Genomic DNA, 17115 nt, shown 5'->3' with positions numbered 1-17115 from the left:
TTTCTTTAAAAGAAAACCCGCGAAAGCGGGTTTTTTTATTTCCAAATTTTTTGCAACCAATTTGGAATACTAATGACATCTTCCTCAAAAATATTTTGGGGAACGCTTTTCCAAAAATTAGTAATAGATTCTTCAAAAATATCGAGATGCTTATTCTCAAATTCGACATTGGTATGATCTAAGTACTGCAACTCAGTACTGTAATTTTTATTCGAAGAAGCCAACGGATCAACGATATACTCTGGATATTTTTGTTTTAACTCTTCAAATGAATTCCCATTTCCATGTTTATATACATTTACAAGAACTCTGCATGTATCTAATTTTTCAAAAAATGGTTCCGAGTAGATATCCCAACCAAAATCTTTGAATAGGTCAAAAATTTGCTTAATATTTAAAGACCATATTTTTTCTCTTAATTTTTTAGCTCCTCTCCAATGTCGCATCTCATTAATAAGCCATTCACGAAGCTCTTTTTCCCATTTATGAAACATTCCAGACAGAATACTAAAAAGAACATTTTTGTGAAGCTCTTGCAAATTAAGATAAAAGTCTACCATTTCATCGTTAGCTTGCTCATAAATTTCAGCAGGATCATGGAAATCAGGATCAAAATAATTTTTTGAACGTTTATCTAACCATTCTTCTACGTATCTTTCTGACTCTTCCTCAATATTATCAAATTTTAGCAATAATCTAGATTTTGCTTGCTCAACATAAAATTGGTGACTTTCAATAATACTTTGTCTTTGTGGTTCCCACATTTGCAATAAAATCTCAGACATAAACACCCTCAAACTTCTTATATTTGTTGTATTAAATATATGCTTGTTTCAAAAAACAATATGACCAACTAAAAGTAGCCATATCGGCAAACTTGAAGACTTAGAATGTATTCAACTTTCAAAGTCTTTGTTTATACGTGATTAATTCCCTCACTCCCTTGCGCAACAATGTTGCTCATCCCATAGGGAGAGGGAGCTTTCATTGCGAATCATATAACAACATGAATTTAATATTGGATGTTCCTTCTCCTTTCAGGAGAGGGTTAGGGAGAGGTAAAAAGAAAACACTGTCCTATTTTTAGCGCTTCACCCCACCCGTTCTTCTTCCCATAATAAAAACAACAAAAAGATTCAGCAAAAGTGAATAACCATGAATAGCACAATTCTCCTCGCACACGCATACGGACAACCCGAAGTCCTCGAACTCACAGAACAAACCTTAGCACCACTTTCATCAGACATGGCACGCATTCAAGTCAAAGCCGCTGGCATAAACCCCATTGATGCACGTCGTATGACAGGTGAATTCAAACATGCACAACTCCCTCAAACCTTTGGAACTGAGTTTGCAGGGGTAATCTTAGACGTAGCTGAAAACAGTGCATGGAAAGTCGGTGACGAAGTACTGGGTTCTGATGGAGCATTTACCCATGCAACCGTGATAGATGTTCCCCTCGCCAATTTAGTCGCAAAACCTAAAAATCTGGAATGGTCAATTGCAGGCTCGATTGCAGGAGCAGCTCAAACTGCGATGACCATTTTAGATGAAATTGGTCCAATGCAAAGCTTATTGGTACACGGTGGGTCAGGCGGTGTGGGTTCAATCACCATTCAATTGGCTGTGAGTCGTGGCATTACCGTCGTAGCAACGGCATCTGCAAAAAACCAAGACTATATCCGCAGTTTAGGGGCGATTCCTGTCGTGTACGGCGAAGGTTTAATTGAGCGTCTGAAACAAGTCCACCCAGATCAATTTGATGCTTCGATTGATATGGCAGGTAACGAGGATGCCACTCAAGCCTCATTGGCTACAGTGAAAAATGGCGGATTTATGGGCACGATTGCAGGGCGCAAGCTGTCATCTGCTAAAATTCAAGCAGTATGGGTTAAACGTAATGTTTCCAATTTAAAACACGTGGTGGAAAGCGTTGCAAATAACAGCTTCAATTGGACAGTCAGTCGTGAATATCCTTTTACAGAAGCACAGCAAGCCTATCGAGACATTTTAGAGGGACATACGCAAGGTAAAAGTGTACTGTTATTCAAATAATTTCTATGCGTACAATGTGAAAAGGCAGGATATCATCCTGCCTTTTCTCTAGTTTGAATTATGATATTGAGTAACTCTATCCTACATTCATTAATCGCTAAATTATGTATATTCTTACGATTGATTGAAATTCGAGATTAACGAGTGATCCCAAGCTTGTTCCAAATATCTGGGGTGAGGAATGTTGTCACCAATTTATTTAAATCAATATAACGCACCACCCCTTTCAGCTGATTATTCACTTCAGGGTTTTTAATGATTTCCTCCCCTGCACTACGACCCAGTGCTTGGAAACTTTCACCAACAGCTTGAATACCCTCAGCTTGAATCACCGCTTTGGTCTGTGTTGAACATTGCTCTACGATCACACGTTGCAAGACTTGCGCTAACTTTTGATCCAATGCAGTACGTTGCTCAGCACTGACATTACTAAAGCCTTTTAAATCAGGATGAGTAGACAGTGCTGAATATGTCCACTGTAGTACTGTCGTTTTATCAGCAGCAGTCGTCGACTTGACCAAACAATCACTCAATTGATCTACAGCTGGTCCCGCATTCGAAAATGTCGATACGCCCATGATCAAAGCCGATGCACACAGTGTACGTAAAGCAGTTTTATTCATTTTTAATGTCATCACTTAAACTCAATTTTCATCGTTGTCATTATGTTTTTGTTGTATCACATCCTGAACGCATTTCCCTACAGATACACTGTAAAACAAGTAAGCACATGAAAATTTAGGTAGTAAATTTGCTAAATCATGCACATGAATGATCATATATTGACAATAAAGCTTCAAAACCAGTGGGAATAGACGTCAAATTCAAACTATCAATTTTTTAAATAGTTTTCACCAAAATATATAAATTGGATAAGTAGTTAAAAATCAGTAATGATCTTATTCAGGGCAAACAACTCGGAATTGAATCATGGAAAGAAAAATTAAGATTGCGCTCATTGGTGGTGGTATTGCTGGATTAGCTTTAATGACCAACCTGGTAAAAAATAAAAAATTTGATGTGCATTTATATGAGTCAGCAGCACAGTTTTCAGAAATTGGCGCAGGCATTTCATTTGGTGCCAATGCTGTTAAAGCAATTGAACTTTTGGGCTTGGGTGAAGAATATCACGCCATTGCGGATACAGTTGCTGCGCCTTATCAAGACATCTGGTTCCAATGGCGTAATGGCTATACGGATGAATACCTATCGGCTTCGATCGCACCTCAAGTCGGTCAATCTTCAGTGCATCGTGCTGATTTTTTAGATGCACTTATTCCATTCGTTCCTTCACAAAATGCACATTTCAATAAACGTGTGCAATCTGTTGAAGCTTCGAGCGCTGGAGTTCGTTTAACATTCCAAGATGGTGAAGTGGTTGAAGCAGATTACGTGATTGGTTGTGATGGTATCCATTCTGTTGTGCGTGATCATGTATTAGCATCGCATCAACTTCCAAAGGTTGATCCTCAATTTTCAGGAACATGGGCTTATCGCGGCATTATCAAGTATTTAGATTTTAAACAAGTCATTGCAGAACTTGGACACGATCCTGAACTTGCAGATGTCCCACAAATGTTATTGGGGAAAGACAAACACATATTAACTTTCCCTATTCGTAAAGGTGAAGAAATCAATATTGTTGCCTTTAAGTCAGATCGCAAGAATACAACTCTGCCAGAAGGTACCCCTTGGACACGACCAACAACCAAAACTGAAATGCTGGCTGATTTTGCGGATTGGAGTGAGAGCTGTCGCGCATTACTGAACTTAATTGAAAAGCCTACCATCTGGGCCCTTCATGAGATTGAGCCACTTAAGACTTATCAGAACAGCGAACACAATGTCATTTTGATTGGTGATGCAGCACATGCGATGTTGCCACACCAAGGAGCTGGTGCTGGTCAAGGTCTTGAAGATGCTTTAATTCTTTCTGCATTATTCAAACATCTGGAACATCACTCAGCGCAAATCTGCACTGAAGACCTTGCACAACTCTCTCATGTCTATGAGCAACTGCGCAAAGAGCGTGCCATCCGTGTACAAAACACGTCACGCGAATCTGGTGAGATTTACGAATTATATTCCCCCCTATATCCAGACTTTAACAGTGTAGGTCAACATTTGGCACACCGTTTTGATTGGTTATGGCAACACGATTTAGAAAAAGACGTTGTACTCGCACAACAACGCTTAGGCCAAGCAATAGAGAAACATCTCGTGGCTGAAGCCATATAAATACGCGTAAAAAACGTTAACAGGACTGTTATCAACCGATTCATTGACCAGGGAGGTCTCCATGAATACGTTAAATGCAAATGAAATTATTGATCATGCCAAACTCAAAGCCATTCACTGGCGAGTCATTTTACTCAGCGCATTGATTATTATTTTTGATGGCTATGATTTAGTCATTTACGGTGTGGCATTGCCTAAACTCATGCAAGAATGGGCAATCGATCCAATGACGGCGGGCTTCTTAGGAAGTCTTGCCCTCTTTGGCATGATGTTTGGAGCCATCATTTTTGGCAGTATGAGTGACAAACTTGAAAAATATGGCTTTAGCCGTAAAAAATTGATTGCAGTTTGTATTGTCATTTTTAGTGGTTTTACCGTGATGTGTGGCTTAGCGAGCAATCCTCAAGAGTTCGGAATCTATCGCTTTATTGCTGGCTTAGGTCTAGGTGGTGTAATGCCGAATGTTATTACACTAATGACAGAGTATGCGCCTAAGCGTTTACGCTCCACCTTAGTGTCATTGATGTTTAGTGGTTACGCTGTAGGCGGAATGTGTTCTGCCATTTTAGGCATGTGGCTAGTACCGCAATTTGGCTGGAAAATCATGTTTATGATTGCAGGTATTCCACTCATTCTATTGCCAATCATTTGGAAGTTATTGCCTGAATCCATCGATTATTTGGTTCGTCAAAATAAACATAAAGAAGCGGCTCATATCTTAGAACAAATTGACACAAATCTAAGAATCCCTGCTGATATGCGCATTAGTCTGCATCAAGAAAACCAACAATCGTCTAAATCACCAGTGAAAGACTTATTTACTGAAAGTCGTGGAGTAACCACTGTTCTATTCTGGGCAAGTGTCTTTATGGCATTGGTATTGGTATACGCGCTTGGTAACTGGTTACCTAAACTGATGATGGAAGCTGGCTACAACCTCTCAACCAGTTTAGTGTTCCTATTTGCGCTCAATATTGGTGGTATGCTGGGTGCAATCTTTGGTGGTTTTTTTGCTGATAAATTCAGTTTACCTAAAGTTCTTTGCACCTTGTTTGTGAGCGGCGCAATTTCCCTATTCTTATTAAGCTATAACTTACCTACCATGGTGCTTTACTTCTGTGTAGCAGTCGCAGGTGCAGCATCGATTGGCGGACAAATTTTATTGTTGGCTTATATGTCACAATATTATTCATCTAACATACGTGCGACAGGTCTAGGTATGGCACTTGGCGTAGGTCGTTTAGGCGCGATCTTGGGTCCGATCTTATGTGGATGGTTACTCAGCCTTAATTTGCCAGTTCAATATAATTTCATTGCCTTATCTATCCCTTGTATGATTGCAGTGATCAGTGTGACTGCGATCCATCTGCGCAATAAAAAAATTGCAGGTGCAGCAAACGGCGTTAAAAACGTGGCTTATGAGTAAATGATTCATCAACAACATGTAAGTCATTAAAAATAAAAGAGAGAGTTAACTCTCTCTTTTTTTGTTACAGTGGTTATTCGATATAGCGACTGTCTCTAAATATTTACAAGGAATGTAAAGTTGATCGATTTAAGTCTGATTAAAGTTTTTATTATTATTTATCAAACTCAAAATATCAGTCACGCCGCAGAACGTTTGAATCTCAGTCAACCTTCCGTCACCTATAATTTAAATCGACTGCGGAAAATGCTGAATGATCAGCTTTTTGTACGTGACAAGTTTGGTGTTAAACCCACAAAGCTTGCACAAAGTCTTTATCCAAGTTTCTACGAAGCAATTGTTAAAATTGATATGGCAATTGATTCTGCCAAGCATTTCGACCCGCTAACCTCTTCAAAAGTATTTCGTTTAGGCATTTCTGATTTAGGAGAAATTTGTTTACTTCCCTCGCTGATTGAATATTTAGAACAACATGCTCCCAATATCAAACTTGAAATTGAGGAAATTCACTCAGAAAAAGTAGAGGAATGGCTGGTTGAAGGCTTTTTGGATGTGGCTGTTTTTAATAGCAGTCACACCATTATGCCCAAAATTGAATCTCGAAATTTGTTTGAGGAACGTTATGTCTGTATCGCTAAAAAAGAGCATCCGCGCATACAGCAAAAGCTCAGCATGGACGCGTATTTATCGGAAAAACATGTTGCGATCAAATCGAGTACTGGTCATATTGAAATTGATCAGCGTTTAAAAGAACTTGGTCATTCTCGTCAGATCATGCTTGAAGTCCCCCACTTCAGTGTTTTGCAGAACGTGGTAAAACACTCAGAACTTCTGGTTACTCTGCCTTCGAGAGCCGCGAAGGTTTATCAACAGCATACGGATATTCAAATTTTTGAACTCCCTTTTGAAGTTAGCTCATTCAATGTCAGTGTTAACTGGTATAACCATAAGGATGACTTAGACGCACGTAAGTGGTTTTGTAAGATTCTAAAAAATATTTTCAGCACGCTCTAAGTTCCCACTCAGACATAAAAAGGCTCGTATATACGAGCCTTTTTTAATAATTTAAATCCATGATGGACACTACTTATCCAAAATAGATTCAAATGCTTTTAGACGTTTACGGATAGAAAGTAGCTCAATAATCGTTTTCCACGAACTCACCAAATATTGGAATGACTCACGAACACGATTGAATACACCCATAATTTGTTGGATCAATCCCAGTGTCAACAGGCCTGCTGCAATCGCGGGGAACAACACAAATAACATATACAGATTATCCAGTTGTCCATACCAACGTGCAAACAAATTGAAATAGGCATAATGGAAATACAATTTAAAATAGTTAGCACGAATATTCTTAAAAAGTTGTTTTAAGGTTGCAGGTTGCGCACGATTTTCATGGTCTTCGCCGTATACCAACTCTTTACGATATGCCGCTTCCACTTTTTGATTATTAAATTCTAATCCTGGCAGTTTCATACCCACCACCATTAATAAGACAGTTCCAAATACCGCCCATCCAATCGCTGCCCATACTAAAGAATATTGCAACTCACCAATAAATGGTAAAACAGGCACTTTCGCAGACAATGCAAATAATAAAGGAAGAAAGGCAATTAACATCAGTACTGCACGGACTAACTCGACCCCTAAATCCTCAACGATCGTTGCAAAACGCATGGTGTCTTCCTGTACACGTTGCGAAGCACCTTCGATATGACGCAATTTCTCCCAATGCTGAACATAGTATTCGTTCATTGCTGTACGCCATCTAAAAATATAGTGACTGGTAAAGAAAGCGCTGATGACGCCTGATGTCACTGAAATACCGGCCAAGCTGATAAAGGTCCATGATTCCGCATAGAGTTTATCCACCTCACCACCACCAGAATTTAAAATCTGTTGAATAGAATCCCAAAATGGTACATACCATGCATTCACAGCAACGCTGACTTGTACTGTTAACCAAATATTAAAAAGGATAAATGCAGATCCCCATACTGACCAACGCTGCCACGGATTGTCTGATTTTATTTTCCAAAACAGTGCAAATAAGGCGGTCGCCACCAAGAACCATAGATAGAACCACAAAAATTGCGGTGACCAAAAACGACTGATATTAATCGCAAGTTCAGCTTCTGCATAACCTTGAGGAAAACCTAAATATTCGCCCCATTGTTTTCCATCCGCAAAAAACCATAAAGCGAGATTAATAAAAAACCATAAGACGACAGAGAGAAAAAACCACTTTGGGTTCGGAAAAAATGACTTAAACATTCAGCGCTTATATCCCTAATTTTGTTTGAATGAATTTTCTGAATAGTAATCCTAATTCTGCTGAGTCGGTGCGTTTTTTAGAAATTTTTTGTTATATCTATTGCATGCTCAGCATTGTTGTAACATAAAAAAGCCCCGCAATGCAGGGCTTTTCATCGACTTTAATTAATCGCGAGTTTTTACATCGTACAACTCAATTTCAAAGATTAGATTAGAATTGGCTGGGATAATATTCCCCATTTTACGCTCACCATAAGCCAAATGTGCAGGCACAATCAGTTTACGCTTACCCCCAATTTTCATTCCAATAATACCTTGATCCCAGCCTTTAATGACACGACCTGTACCAATCACAGTCTCAAAGTAATTACCACGGTCTAATGATGAATCAAACTTCGTACCATCTTCCAACCAACCAGTATAATGCGTGGTAATTAAAGCACCTTTTACAGCCTCTTTACCTTCACCTACCACCAAGTCAATAATTTCTAATTCAGCCGTCATGTGCTTACTCCAAATTTAATCGTTAAAATCTTAGTGGCTTACTGTAATTGAGTCCACTCAATCTCAGCTTGACCTTGATCTGAAATCAATGTCCACTCGCCATCCATCACATTCAATTGCAGTTGCATTGTACGTTCGCACAATGCTTGGATTTGTGCCGTTGTTTTTTCACTGAGTTGCCAGATTTGCACATTTTTCAATGTTTTCAATTTACTGTTGCGCTTATACCATTCATCCACTGATGATCCATAAGTGACCACCGCAACTTCCTTACAACGCGCACTCGCTTTTTTTACTTTATCTTCGTCTGGACTACCCACTTCAATCCATTTTTCTAACTGACCTGTTAAATCTTTCTGCCAAAGTGCTGGCTCATCAGTTTCAAATAAATCTTTAGTAAATTCTAAATGCTCATCTGCAAAACGAGCATATGCCAATACTCGAACCATCAAACGTTCAATCGTTTCCGACGGATGTAGAGCCATCGTTAACTGATAGTCGCCATATTGATGAACATCCATATTGGCTATGTTTAAATCTGCTTTATAAATCGTCGCTTTTAACGCCATAAGGGGTATCCTCAAATTTGGTGCTAAGCATACCCGATTCAGCGTACATTGAGAAAATGCTTTTCAATCCGTCTGTATTCTGAGTTGAATGATCTAACGATTTTATTGATCATCGATTCGCGCCTTAAGAATTGATTGCTCTAAATGCTCCCAATCTTGATTCTGCTGGGTTATCACTTCAATCCTATTATCAGTATTCTCTTCGCCTGATTTGTAATTGAATTGATCAGGATTAAAATTGAATGTCATCCAACCTTGGTTGGTATTGAAGATGCCTTTAATACGTACCCAGTGTTTTAGCTCACAAAGGATGTCTAATAATTCATAAAAATCAAACTGCCAACGTTTTGGAAGCTTCCATCCTGCCACAATATACCCTTGAGCCTGTTCGACGTAATGATATGGAAGTTGCTTTACAGCTGGCATTTCCTCCTCAGCTTTGAACTGTCGCTGAACCTTGAATAAGGGTTGCATTGAACGCTGAATTCCCACATAAGGATAATCAATTTGTTCTAAGCGAATATTGCCTTGATCAGCTTCAAGCCAATGTGGAATATAAGCTAAATATTGTTGTTTTAAACCAGCCAATTGTTTTCGATCCATGTCATTCATGTCCGAAGCATGAGACACAACCACAACTTGAGCCGCTTTTAACTGATCTTGATATAAACTCTGCCTCATCCAATCAGAGTCATGTAAACGAGATCCATCAATCACTGTTACTACAGAACGCATCGCAACTAAATGTTGCCAATGTGGTTCAGTCAGTTGTTCAACCAACTGTGCAGGATGACCCAACCCTGTCGGCTCTATAAATAGCCGATCTGGTTGAGATTCTTGTAATAACCGAGACAATGCAATTTGCATTGGCAATTGACTTGTACAACACAGACATCCACCCAATAGCTCTTTGATTTCATAGCCATCATTATTTGGCAATAACTGTTGATCAACGCCAATTTGACCAAACTCATTCATCAATACAGCCCATCGCTCATTTTTAGGTTTAAATTTGAGAAGTTGTTGTAAAAGCGTGGTTTTCCCTGCACCTAAAAAACCTGTAATGATATGTGTAGGCACTGACTGAGTTGCAAGTACTTTCAAAATGGATCTCTGAATTTGAAGAGGTGTACGGATTCTTGTCGGAATTTATCTAAAAAACAAGTCTAGGATAATTTTCCTCATAATTTATATGAATGCATGAATTCAAAAGACTAAATGATTGGAATTGAATAGGATAAGTGAACTGTTGAATCAAAATTGAAAATATGTAAATCTATTTCACAGATCATTACTCTGAATTTAATTCAAAACTTCAATTTTGATTTTCTAATCGAACCTTTTCAAATGTAAAACTACGTAAAAAAATTGCTGTTTTTTTCTTCACCAAGACATATTTTTTGACAACTTTATGAGGCATATTGACTCTCATTGAGACAAAAAAACTACATTGCACCTTGGTTTGTTAGTCGTTCGTTAACTATCATGTTTCACTTTGTTGCATTGATTGCCCAATTGAGCTTCTGGACTTAGGATGAATTTCGTTGACTCGCTAACCGTATTAGATGCGATTCAGCTTTTAACATTTTACGCGATGATCTAGATTTAATTTCATATTCGCTTCTCTCCTCGGAAAGCTTATGACATTAAATTCTAATTTATTTTATTGAATAAGGATGCCACTCATGAATTTAGTTAAAACTTTATTAGCAACTACACTTGCCTTCACAGCTTTCTCAACATTTGCTGCAACAGAAGCAAAAGATGAAAAAAAACAGGAAGTGTTGATTTCTTCTCAAGAACAACCAGTAAATGCTGAAACTACTGCTGCTGGTCAACCAACAGCTGCTCAACCGGGTACAGAGGTTGCAGCTGAAGAAGGTACTGAAGCTCCTGTAGCTCAACCTGCTCAGTAATTAATCAAAAATAAATTGACTAAATTTTAGACCAAGTCTTCCCCCGATGGCTTGATCTGATTAAAAAGTAGAGCTTTGCTACAGCTCTACTTTTTTTATGCCTGTTTTTTTTGAATAATTCTCTATAAATTACGATAAACACATATACACAATTATTATAAAACGATATAAATGACAAATAAATCACATATTTTAACCAAAAAGCCAATTTAATTCTAAGCACGTGACATGAAAATGAAGAAATTTCTTGGGATCGCGATACTCAGCCTATGGCTGGTTGCATGTTCCAAACCTTTACCAGAGGATAAACTGGATTAAGTAGGACATTGGATTAGCGCGGACAGTCGTGTTCAATTGAATATTACTGCTAATGGTCGTATAGAATATAGTAACAATCAGCTCAGTAAAAAAACCGCCGTTTCAGCTCCAATTAAACAGTTTTCAGATACTGGATTTGAAACAGGTTTAGGTCCTATCAACACGAAATTTATTGTCACTCGTCAACCCTACAAGGATGCACAAGGCAACTGGTACATGATTGTCGATGGACATACCCTCGCCAAGCTACAAAATCCATAAAAAAAGACTTCACCATGTGAAGTCTTTTTTCTTAAACCGATTTCTTATATATGCTGCAAGAAGGATGATGATTTTCATTCAAACGAGCAATTTTACGATGCTCAGCAGCTTCAAAACGACAGCGTTTCCAGTCATTATCTAGGTTTAGCGGTGGAATTTGTTTTGGTTTCCCATTTTCATCCACAGCGACCATTGTGAAATAACAACTATTGGTATGTCGTACCGTACGTTTTTGAATATTTTGTGCTTCAACGCGGATCCCAATTTCCATTGAGGTACGCCCCACATGATTCACACTGGCTAAAAAAGTCACCAACTCACCCACGTGGATTGGTTCTTTAAAGTTCACTTTATCAACAGATAAAGTTACCACATAAGAACCTGAATATCGACTTGCACACGCATAAGCAACTTGGTCAAGCAGCTTTAAAATTGTTCCACCATGTACATTACCTGAGAAATTCGCCATATCCGGCGTCATTAATACAGACATCGTTAATTCAGACTGATCATCTGCAAGCGGTAACGCTTGGTTAAATTCGGACATAAATATTAGAACTCAATCATGACAGGAGATTTAATACACTATTATAACTTTTTTCTTGATTATAAAATGTTTAAATCAGAAACAAACTCCAATAATTTCAAGGCTTGATAGCTTAAAAGTATCAGAGGAAATCGTTCGCTCTCAGAAGCTATGATAAATTTGCTTAAAATTTATTCATCTTTGACTAAACGAAGCATCTCAGCAGAAATATTATCGTATTTTAACTTTAACGATGCTTGATTCTTGACTTGGATTTCATAGGTTTCATCATAGTTAATTCGTATTATTTCGAATGTAATATCTGAATTTGACGCTAAATAAACAATTTGACCAACTTGAAAAACTGACACACTACACCTTAATTTATATTTCATCTTTTTAAGGGTTAGATAAAGTACTAACCCTCATTTTTATCACCCCAATATACCAATAATTCAATTTATAACAATGATTTTACTTATTTTTTTTATATATTTTATGAGATAATTAAGATCTGATTTAATTTAGCAATTTAAACAAACAGCTCTTTTACTATCATCATGGGCAGGATATTGATGAGCATCATATTGTCCTATCGTCCGATGACGTACCTGATCTAATAAACTAACCTTATTCAATGCTGCAGTTATACCTGCTTGAATCGTATTTTCACGACCCTTAACATCAAAGATATGTGCTTTTTCTCTTAGATCTGGCTGTATCACAATATCTGCATTTTTTAGCTCGTTATACGCGATCTTATTTTGCATAATATTTATATTTTGATTAAACATCCCCCACACATTCGAGGTCTCCGTGTGCTCTGGCTGGGCCAAAATATCAACAGCAATGACAATATCTGCCCCTAATTCTCTCGCCACATTGACTGGCACAGGGCTTACTAAACCGCCATCAACATAATCCTTATCAGCAATTTTAGCTGGAATAAACATGCTTGGAATAGAGATAGAAGCTCTCACTGCTTGCCCAGTATTACCATAGTTAAATACTGTTAAATTTCCATTTTTTAACTCTGTTGCCACCACATACATTGGAATAGGAAGCTGTTCTAAGGGCATAAAGTCCACTTGTTTATTGACATAGTTCTCAACCTTAGCGCCATCAAAAAAGCCTTGAATACCAATGTTAAAATCACGTACATCATTGACTTGCATATTTAATGCAACTTCACGCAACGATTTTGCTGATTTTCCACTGGCATATATTGACCCGACTATACTCCCTGCGCTGGTACCAACAATAAAATCAGGCTTGATTCCACGTTGCTCTAAAACTTCAATGACACCAATGTGTGCATAACCTCGCGCTCCCCCACTCCCGAGCACCAATGCAATACTCGGAGCATCAGTTTTCTTATGCTTATTTTTAATGATATGAGATGAAGCATCCACCAAAGGAGTAGACACTGATTTTGAAAGCTGAGCTTTGGTTACAACCTGTTGACAGCCTTGTAAGCCAATCAAAGATAAGAGGGAAATCAGGAGTACAAACTTCTTCATTGCATCAGAAATTAAAAATCTAAACTGAATGAAAGCATATCATTGACAGGTCGTCTGTATGAATTTTTTATGACAAAAAGCCCCAGATGAGGGGCTTTTTGTAAATGACACTTTCTTAAAAAATCTTCAGATTAAGCAAAGAATTTTAGAATCATCTGAATCACTGTTGCGTTGATTAAATCAACAAAGAAGGCGCCACATAAAGGTACAATTAAGAATGCTTTATGTGAAGGACCATACATATTTGTAATCGCCTGCATGTTTGCAACTGCTGTTGGTGTTGCTCCCATACCGAAACCACAGTGACCTGCTGCAAGAACTGCTGCATCGTAGTTTTTACCCATCACACGGAAAGTGACAAATGCTGCGTACAATGCCATAGTTAAGGTTTGAGCTGTTAAGATCACAACCAATGGGCCTGCAAGATCAGCCAATTGCCACAACTTAAGTGAAAGAAGTGCCATTGCTAGGTATAACGATAAAGAGGCATTACCAAATACATCAATTGCACGATCGAAGATTTCCACTTTCATGAGACCTTCGAGGATGTTACGCAGGATAACACCACCACCTAATGCCCAAACGAAAGTTGGAAGCTCAAACCAAGTGCCTTTACTATAACCTGTCATAAATTCAGCAAATGCCAAACACGCAGCAAATAAACCTAATGTGGTAATCGCATTGTCCGCAGTGATTAAACGAACTTGATTACGGTTTTCAAAAGGCACAAACTCGCCTTGATCATTCGGATTTGCAATTGCATTCGCATCACGTGTGTCTTTTTCAACCGAATTAGTCACTGGTGATGAAAGCTGGTGCTTATTAATCAATAATTTCGCTAATGGACCACCAATCAAACCACCAATAATCAAACCAAATGTCGCACTTGCCATACCCAGTGCTAAAGCACCTTGAATACCATGCTCGACTTCTAAAATCTCACCCCATGCACCAGCAGTACCATGACCACCCGTTAAGGTAATAGAACCTGCAATTAAACCAATAAGTGGATCAATACCAAGCAACGTTGCAAGGCTCATACCGACAAAGTTTTGTACGATAATAAATGATGCGACACAGATCAGGAAGATCACCAGACCCATACCACCTTCTTTGAGTTTGGCGAAGTTTGCACTTAAACCGATAGAAGCAAAGAACACCAGCATAAAGCTGGTTTGCAATTCACTACTCGTGGTGATGCTGTATCCCCACAGATTATGAACAATTAAAGAAACTATGGCAGCAACCAAACCACCGGCTACAGGTTCTGGGATATTATATTTTTTTAAGAAGTCGATTTTGTTGACAAGAAAACGGCCAAGCAATAAAACTATTACTGCAGCAATTAACGTGTAAAAAGCGTTAAAAGTAAATTCCATCATTAATTCTCAGCAAATACAGATGACTGTTAATTCATATTATGCTTGTTTTTTAATCAATAAGATTTATATCGAATCTCACATCCAAAAATAAACATATCCTTATTCAATATTGATTATCTAAAAGAATAGATAAAATTTTTAATTGAGTAACAATATATTAATTCCTCGATTTCATTGGATTCAATCTTGTTAATAAAAAACATACACTTTTCAAAATAAATCAGTAGCACAAAACGCACTCTATTCTTAGACATGCGTTCTGCTTGATACAATTGATTTATGGCTCAAACAAACACTTAAATATGTTTTAGTGAACTTAAAATGATTAAGAAATTCCTGATGATCAGGACTGCTCACTGTTTAAGCCGAACATTATGCACTTTTTTTTATAATTCGCATTACTTTTGTTTATTCAATCAGCAAAATTCAGACATTCTTTAGTCTGAACTGATGAATGACAAGTGAATAAAAAAACCGAGACTATGCTCGGTTTTTTATAAATCATGCTTAGAAGCTGTATTTCGCCATTAGACCTACACGGTCATCATTATAGCTCTGACCTGCGAAAGTCTCACGCTTACCATTAATATATTCAACACCTAGATCAACAGGTTTCACAGGTGTGTAAATGAAGTTAATCCAGGCTTGTTGAACAGTTTCATTTGCACTTGGGTTAGTTTTAGCATATCCCGTGCTGTCATCAGCATAGTGTGCGCCATAAGCCAGTGTTGAGCGTAACTGAGGTGAGAACTTATATGTAGCACCAAGTTGCGTTGCAATAAACTCATTTTGTTCAATATTGTTATTTGCATCGACAACATAAGCACTATTTGAGCCATATAAATAGTTGCTGTTCCCTTTTACATAAGACACGTCAGCAGATACTTTGAGTGGTTCGCTAATTTGGTAATTTGTACCGATCGCTACACCAAAACCAGTCTTATCATCACCAGCTTTATCAGACTTATAATTTTCAATTAATGCGCGAGCTGAAGCATTACCTTTACCCTCTGCATAAGCTTGCGTGACTTTTGCAGTTAAAGTTGGTAAACGATACTTAATTGTATCACCTGATGAATTACCTTCTTCAGCAGCTACGAATAATTGAGTCGTAGGCGCTAATTTATGAGACCAACGTACTTGCGGTAAACGGTTTGTTCCGCCACCAATGTTGGTACCAAAATCGATCATTTCTGGTGCATGATTTGACAAGAAGTTTGAAGTAGTTTGACCGAATAACCAATTATTCAGTGTTAAATATGCATGGCGAATACGTAAACTTTCATCTGTTCCAGCAAAGTCCACTTCTACCTTACCGCCAACATCAGCTCCTTCTACTTTAGATTTGAAATCTAAACCAAGACGTGTTGTTTTAGCCGTTGCACGTAATTTATCTTCAACAGATTTTGGATCTTTATCACCGCCACGCCCAACGTTACCAACGCTGTTAAAGTCATTGTCAGCACCTTCAATGATATAGTTCGCATCCCCACGTACAAAACCATACAGATTCACTTCAGCACCCGCTTTAGTTTTCAAGTTTGTAGGGGCTGCTGCTACTGGTTGAGCTTTAACTTCAGCCAATTGTACTTGTTGCTGTTGTTGTACTTGTTGTTGCTGTTGAATTAAAGCTTTTAACGCTTCAACTTCTTGGCGTAATTTTTGAATTTCATCTTTTTCAGTCGCTGCTTGTGCGGTAGAAACTGCAAAAGTTGCAACTGCGATTGCTAAGCTTTTCTTTAAAAATGTTTGATTTTTTGATTGACTCATTAAAAATCTCCAATTATTTCATCTTGCATCCGTGCATATATGCTTGGTCAACCTGCTGAATCCCAATCACAACGTTTGATTAATTTAAAATAATCAACGATGCACTAAACTGCTTTTTTAAAAATTTGATGAATTGATTAAAATAAATACGTAACATAATGTGTATTCGTTGTAACTTAATCTAGCAACTTATGTTTCATAATTAAATGTTTTTTATTGTCAAAACCAATTTTCTCAATCACAATTTCTGATGATGAATTGAAAAAAGTTTATATCTGTATAATTTATAAAATCTTTATTTAAAAGCATATCCAAAATTATACCTTAGTCGTAGAGACATCATGGAT

At 37.8% G+C, this 17115-nt stretch carries 17 protein-coding genes; 6 read left to right on the top strand and 11 right to left on the bottom strand.

What is annotated here, in order from left to right:
• Positions 1-35: 35 nt before the first annotated feature.
• Positions 36-785 carry a hypothetical protein gene (locus tag FTV32_RS04830; RefSeq protein ID WP_180028085.1) on the bottom strand — a complete coding sequence of 250 codons (750 nt, stop codon included), beginning with the start codon at positions 783-785 and terminating at the stop codon, positions 36-38.
• A gap of 370 nt (positions 786-1155) precedes the next feature.
• On the opposite strand from FTV32_RS04830, the gene FTV32_RS04825 reads away from it, so the two are divergent.
• Positions 1156-2055 (top strand): NADP-dependent oxidoreductase, encoded by a 900-nt coding sequence (locus tag FTV32_RS04825; protein ID WP_180028084.1) that lies wholly within the window; start codon positions 1156-1158, stop codon positions 2053-2055.
• Positions 2056-2192: 137 nt separating this feature from the next.
• Here FTV32_RS04825 and FTV32_RS04820 read toward each other — a convergent pair whose 3' ends face one another.
• The gene (locus FTV32_RS04820; protein ID WP_257227585.1) at positions 2193-2678 is read right to left on the bottom strand and encodes a hypothetical protein; all 486 of its coding nucleotides are present in this window, start codon (positions 2676-2678) and stop codon (positions 2193-2195) included.
• A gap of 307 nt (positions 2679-2985) precedes the next feature.
• On the opposite strand from FTV32_RS04820, the gene salA reads away from it, so the two are divergent.
• The 3 genes from salA (at position 2986) to FTV32_RS04805 (ending at position 6733) form a co-directional block, all read left to right on the top strand.
• Positions 2986-4293 carry a salicylate 1-monooxygenase gene (gene salA / locus FTV32_RS04815; RefSeq protein ID WP_180028083.1) on the top strand — a complete coding sequence of 436 codons (1308 nt, stop codon included), beginning with the start codon at positions 2986-2988 and terminating at the stop codon, positions 4291-4293.
• A 61-nt stretch (positions 4294-4354) separates the two neighbouring features.
• The gene (locus FTV32_RS04810; RefSeq protein WP_180028082.1) at positions 4355-5719 is read left to right on the top strand and encodes an MFS transporter; all 1365 of its coding nucleotides are present in this window, start codon (positions 4355-4357) and stop codon (positions 5717-5719) included.
• A gap of 123 nt (positions 5720-5842) precedes the next feature.
• Positions 5843-6733, top strand: a complete 891-nt coding sequence (locus tag FTV32_RS04805; protein WP_373683302.1) for a LysR substrate-binding domain-containing protein — start codon at positions 5843-5845, stop codon at positions 6731-6733.
• 69 nt (positions 6734-6802) lie between these two features.
• Here FTV32_RS04805 and sbmA read toward each other — a convergent pair whose 3' ends face one another.
• The 4 genes from sbmA to FTV32_RS04785 all read right to left on the bottom strand — a co-directional run bounded on the left by sbmA (position 6803) and on the right by FTV32_RS04785 (position 10179).
• Positions 6803-8002: a peptide antibiotic transporter SbmA gene (sbmA, locus tag FTV32_RS04800; protein ID WP_180028080.1), complete on the bottom strand. Its 1200-nt coding sequence runs from the start codon at positions 8000-8002 to the stop codon at positions 6803-6805.
• Between the two features lie 165 nt (positions 8003-8167).
• On the bottom strand, positions 8168-8506 hold the full coding sequence (locus tag FTV32_RS04795; RefSeq protein ID WP_180028079.1) for an FKBP-type peptidyl-prolyl cis-trans isomerase: 339 nt from the start codon (positions 8504-8506) through the stop codon (positions 8168-8170).
• A 38-nt stretch (positions 8507-8544) separates the two neighbouring features.
• Positions 8545-9075, bottom strand: a complete 531-nt coding sequence (locus tag FTV32_RS04790; RefSeq protein ID WP_035268360.1) for a YaeQ family protein — start codon at positions 9073-9075, stop codon at positions 8545-8547.
• A gap of 102 nt (positions 9076-9177) precedes the next feature.
• Positions 9178-10179: a GTP-binding protein gene (locus FTV32_RS04785; protein WP_180028078.1), complete on the bottom strand. Its 1002-nt coding sequence runs from the start codon at positions 10177-10179 to the stop codon at positions 9178-9180.
• 581 nt (positions 10180-10760) lie between these two features.
• Here FTV32_RS04785 and FTV32_RS04780 point away from each other — a divergent pair.
• Both FTV32_RS04780 and FTV32_RS04775 read left to right on the top strand, forming a co-directional pair.
• Complete coding sequence (locus FTV32_RS04780; protein WP_035268355.1) at positions 10761-10991, top strand: hypothetical protein; 231 nt, start codon at positions 10761-10763, stop codon at positions 10989-10991.
• 354 nt (positions 10992-11345) lie between these two features.
• Positions 11346-11570 carry a hypothetical protein gene (locus tag FTV32_RS04775; RefSeq protein ID WP_180028077.1) on the top strand — a complete coding sequence of 75 codons (225 nt, stop codon included), beginning with the start codon at positions 11346-11348 and terminating at the stop codon, positions 11568-11570.
• 31 nt (positions 11571-11601) lie between these two features.
• Here the strand turns inward: FTV32_RS04775 and FTV32_RS04770 are convergent, their stop codons facing one another.
• The 5 genes from FTV32_RS04770 to FTV32_RS04750 form a co-directional block, all read right to left on the bottom strand.
• Positions 11602-12117, bottom strand: a complete 516-nt coding sequence (locus tag FTV32_RS04770; RefSeq protein ID WP_179998589.1) for an acyl-CoA thioesterase — start codon at positions 12115-12117, stop codon at positions 11602-11604.
• Positions 12118-12287: 170 nt separating this feature from the next.
• Positions 12288-12467, bottom strand: a complete 180-nt coding sequence (locus FTV32_RS04765) for a hypothetical protein (RefSeq protein ID WP_035268348.1) — start codon at positions 12465-12467, stop codon at positions 12288-12290.
• A gap of 153 nt (positions 12468-12620) precedes the next feature.
• On the bottom strand, positions 12621-13616 hold the full coding sequence (locus tag FTV32_RS04760; protein WP_180028076.1) for a patatin-like phospholipase family protein: 996 nt from the start codon (positions 13614-13616) through the stop codon (positions 12621-12623).
• Positions 13617-13747: 131 nt separating this feature from the next.
• Positions 13748-14995, bottom strand: coding sequence for a sodium/glutamate symporter (gltS, locus tag FTV32_RS04755; protein ID WP_180028146.1), 1248 nt, complete (start codon positions 14993-14995; stop codon positions 13748-13750).
• A 510-nt stretch (positions 14996-15505) separates the two neighbouring features.
• Entirely contained in the window at positions 15506-16768 is a 1263-nt protein-coding gene (locus FTV32_RS04750) for a DcaP family trimeric outer membrane transporter (RefSeq protein WP_180028075.1), read from the bottom strand.
• Between the last annotated feature and the right edge of the window lie 347 nt (positions 16769-17115).

Source organism: Acinetobacter sp. YH16032 (assembly GCF_013417345.1).
In the GTDB taxonomy this organism is placed as follows: Bacteria; Pseudomonadota; Gammaproteobacteria; order Pseudomonadales; family Moraxellaceae; genus Acinetobacter.
This window is presented reverse-complemented; position numbering and strand designations above follow the sequence as displayed.